Consider the following 3,796-nt stretch of genomic DNA (forward strand, 5'->3'; position numbering starts at 1 on the left):
ACGGGATGACGAGATAAGTCGCTACACAAATAGAAACCTAAAAAGAAACAAGGTAAACTCACAACAGATAAAAAGGTGACACTATGATAGAAACAATTAATCAAATACGCTCCGAAGTAGCCAAAGTCGTCGTCGGACAGGAAAAAATGATCGACGGGTTGTTGATCGGATTGCTGTGTGATGGGCATATCCTGATCGAGGGGATTCCGGGACTGGCGAAGACGACAACGGTAAAAGCCCTTTCGCAATCGCTTGGGTTGGAATTTAAACGGGTGCAATTTACCCCCGACTTGCTTCCGAGTGACATTTTGGGTGCTGAGGTCTACGATCCGAAAAACAATGGATTCAAGATCAAAAAAGGGCCAATTTTTACCAATCTTCTCCTCGCCGATGAGATCAACCGCGCCCCCGCAAAAGTGCAATCGGCATTGCTCGAAGTGATGGCGGAGCGACAGGTGACACTGGGGGATGAGAGTTTTAAACTCTCCCCTCCGTTTCTCGTTATGGCGACGCAGAACCCAATAGAGAACGAGGGGGTTTATCCACTCCCTGAAGCGCAACTCGATCGTTTTATGCTCAAAATCAATGTCGGCTACAACACCCCCGAAGAGGAGCTCTCCATCGCGCGGCGTGTCGGATCGGGACTCGGTGATGCTATTAACGCGGTAATCGATGCGGATCAATTGATCGCACTCAAAGAGAGAGTCAAAGCAATCCACATCGACGAAGAGGTGGAGAGATACATGATCAGCCTCGTTAGCGCGACACGTGATCCGCAAGCGTTTGGATTGGGTGAGATCAAAGGGTTCTTGCAGTTTGGGGCATCTCCCCGTGTGAGTATCGATATGTTTAAAGCCTCCCGTGCGGTAGCGTTTTTACGCGGTCGGGAGTTTGTCACACCGAGTGACATTGCGCAGATTATCAAAGAACTGATGCGTCACCGTCTCGTCCTCTCTTATGAAGCGGAAGCAGAGGGGATAGCGGTCGATGAGCTCATCGAGAAGATCATCAAAGCGGTACCGATTCCATAATGAACAACTCTCGTCAGATCCTTATCAAAGCCCGTCGCCAGATCATCGGGGATCGGATCGGAAACAACCCCTCGATGTTTCGGGGGGAGGGGTACGATTTCATCGAACTGCGCGAATACGTCAGCGGTGATGATACCCGTCACATCGACTGGAACGTTACGGCGAAGATGGGGAAACCGTTCGTTAAAGTGTTTCGAGAAGAACGCGAGCTTAATGTCCTCACCGTCGCACTGCTCGGCGGAGGGCTACATTTCGGATCACAGAAGTTTAAGATCGAGTCTGTTGCCGAAGCGGTGGCATTGATCGGATACTCTGCGGTCGCAAACGGCGATGTTTTCGGCCACGCGAATTACTCCGAAACCCTCCGAAATGAGATTCGTCCGGCGAAAAAGCGGTTTTCGGTACAGCAGGCGACACAGTCTGTTTTGGATGCGGAGATACTGCATCACCGTGTTGATCTAACCCATAGTATCAAAGAGCTTTACCGACGGACGAAGCGAAGGTCTCTGATCGTGTTGATCGGTGATTTTTTCGAGATTCCCGATTTGAGACTCCTCGCTCGAAAGCACGAAGTGGTTGCCATCGTCGTGCGCGACCGTGCCGAAGAGAACCCCGAAGTGATGGGATTTAGCGCCCTCATCGATCCTGAGAGCGGTGCCGTACTGGAGGGGGATTTCAATGAGAAAAGTGTGAAGCGCTACCGCGAGCGGGTGAGAGCGCATGACATCGAACTCTTTGAATCGTTTCGAAAAGCGGGGGTTCGAGCGAGCAAGCTCTATACCGATGCGAATGCGATTGTGACGTTGCGACGGTTGTTTGAGGGGAGAGTATGAAAGATTTGAATATCCCGCTAAATGACATCGCTCCGCTGGTGGAGATTCCCGATTATTCACTTTACTATTTTATCGCGGTGGTTCTCATCGCGGTTGCTTTGAGCTTGGCGCTTATTTTGGCACTCCTCAAGCAGATCCGAAAACGTCGTGTAAATCTCCGCCGTGAGCGTTTTAACGCACTCTCATCGGTCGATTTCTCCGACCCCAAACGTGCCGCGTACACCATTAGTGAACTCGGACGTGTGTTTGCCTCCGATAACGAACGTACAGAAAAGGCATATCATAACCTCTTCGAGCGTTTGACCCCCTACAAATACGCTCCGAAGGTGGAGATGATCGACGAGGAGACGATAGGGTATTATCGCCTCTATTTAGAGATTATCGATGCTTGAGGGGATTTATTTCCAGTTTCCCAAGCTCGGATTTATCCTCTTTTTCTTTCTCGCATGTGAGGCACTCTGTCCGCTTCGCAGTAACCCGATCTATTTTCCCCGCAATGCACTGTTTGGAACGGGTGAAACAAAGCCCCCTTTGTGGATGTGGGTTGCCAAATGGGCGATGATCTCTTTTTTCATCGTCGCGTTGATGTCTCCCGTTCGGGAGATCAAAGAGGAGATAGAGGGGTATGATATTCTCCTCGTGATCGATCCGCAATCCATCAACCCTGAGAGGGTAGCGGAGATTCAATCGTTTATTGATCGGCGTCATCATGACCGTTTCGCACTCTATGTTCCGACCGCTTCACCCGTTGTGATCCCGATGAGCCGCGATCATGAAGCGCTGAGTACAATACTCTCACAACTCTCTTTCGAACACTCCGAGGGAAAAGTGACCAAAGAGGTTGAGCGCTTCTTCTCTACGACCCCCGAAGCGAGGGGATGGGCGATTATTTTATCCGAAAAGCCGACGGATTTGGTTCGTTCGCTCCCCGTCGGGGTCGAGGTGAGCGTGATTGAACCCAATGAATATTGGATGGAGGTAAATGATCGCTCTCACCCTCCGTTTACGGTCATAACGGAACAAAAATATTTTGTCTATTTTTATATTTATCCCTTGTTTATGGGATTTTTAGCCATGCTACTTTATCTGTACGGGCGTAATCAAAAGGGTCTGGCGTGAGTTTTTTACACAGCGAATTTTTGTTCTGGCTATTGCCTCCGACATTCATCCTATTTTACTTTTGGCTTACCCAAAAACCGCTCCAGAATAGATGGCTGAGCGAAGGAGTCCTAGCCAAGCTCCGAGCCCCTGAAACGACGATGGGACTTAAAGGGCGTAATACTCTTTTTCTGATGTCGGCGATACTGTTGATTATCGCGATGGCACAGCCGGTGATTATCGGCTCCACACCGATCAAGGAGAAACGACTTCATATCACCTTGGTTATTGATCGGGGGGTGGGGAGTTTTGAGCAGACCCGTTCATTGGCATTATCTAGCCTGTATTCGGTTTTGGGGGAGGAGATAGAACTGATTTCATTTGATGATCGGGTATATCGCATCGCTCCGCTTAGCAATGACGGGGCGATATTGGCGGAGTTGATTCAACATTTAACCTCCTCCTCGAAACCGTCTGTCCCCACTATTTTAGAGGAGAAATTGGCTCAAAATGATACGGATATGTGCGTAGTCATCACGTCAAAAAAGGTCGTGAGTGAGCATTTTATCACCGTCTTCTCTTTTGCGGATGTTGAAAAGGTGCACGAAAAACTTCTGGAACTGAGAGAGAAAAACGTTCTGCAAGCGCACATTCCCCTCTTTTTTTATCCTTTGGGAGGGGCGATGGTGTTGATCCTCTTTGCCCTCTCGTCGATGTCGAAGCGGAGCAGTGTCAGTGTCGCTATGGTGCTGCTAGCGTTGAGTTTCACCCCGCAAAGAGGGGATGCGGGGATTTTGGATTTTCAGCTGTTGCGTGAGGCTAAAGCGGCATACG

The 3,796-nt window shown here is 49.6% G+C and carries 4 protein-coding genes and 1 pseudogene; all 5 read left to right on the forward strand.

The window, feature by feature from the left end; translation table 11 throughout:
• Positions 1–83: 83 nt before the first annotated feature.
• The gene (locus JZU62_RS06710) at positions 84–1,031 is read left to right on the forward strand and encodes a MoxR family ATPase (protein WP_295013157.1); all 948 of its coding nucleotides are present in this window, start codon (positions 84–86) and stop codon (positions 1,029–1,031) included.
• A complete protein-coding gene (locus JZU62_RS06715; protein WP_295013159.1) occupies positions 1,031–1,864 on the forward strand; it encodes a DUF58 domain-containing protein in 834 nt (277 codons plus the stop codon). Before JZU62_RS06710 ends, JZU62_RS06715 begins: the two co-directional genes overlap by 1 nt.
• On the forward strand, positions 1,861–2,256 hold the full coding sequence (locus JZU62_RS06720) for a hypothetical protein (protein ID WP_295013161.1): 396 nt from the start codon (positions 1,861–1,863) through the stop codon (positions 2,254–2,256). The genes JZU62_RS06715 and JZU62_RS06720 overlap by 4 nt, the downstream gene beginning before the upstream one ends.
• The gene (locus JZU62_RS06725) at positions 2,249–2,983 is read left to right on the forward strand and encodes a hypothetical protein (protein ID WP_295013163.1); all 735 of its coding nucleotides are present in this window, start codon (positions 2,249–2,251) and stop codon (positions 2,981–2,983) included. The genes JZU62_RS06720 and JZU62_RS06725 overlap by 8 nt, the downstream gene beginning before the upstream one ends.
• Positions 2,980–3,796 (forward strand): annotated as a pseudogene (locus JZU62_RS06730) (hypothetical protein); the annotation flags it as partial. The gene JZU62_RS06725 and the pseudogene JZU62_RS06730, both read left to right, overlap by 4 nt.

It is taken from the genome of Sulfuricurvum sp., assembly GCF_019163035.1.
GTDB lineage: Bacteria > Campylobacterota > Campylobacteria > Campylobacterales > Sulfurimonadaceae > Sulfuricurvum.

Coding starts and splice junctions, on each gene's coding strand:
- JZU62_RS06710 (WP_295013157.1), top strand. CDS start 84: ATGATAGAAACAATTAATCAAATACGCTCCGAAGTAGCCAAAGTCGTC.
- JZU62_RS06715 (WP_295013159.1), top strand. CDS start 1,031: ATGAACAACTCTCGTCAGATCCTTATCAAAGCCCGTCGCCAGATCATC.
- JZU62_RS06720 (WP_295013161.1), top strand. CDS start 1,861: ATGAAAGATTTGAATATCCCGCTAAATGACATCGCTCCGCTGGTGGAG.
- JZU62_RS06725 (WP_295013163.1), top strand. CDS start 2,249: ATGCTTGAGGGGATTTATTTCCAGTTTCCCAAGCTCGGATTTATCCTC.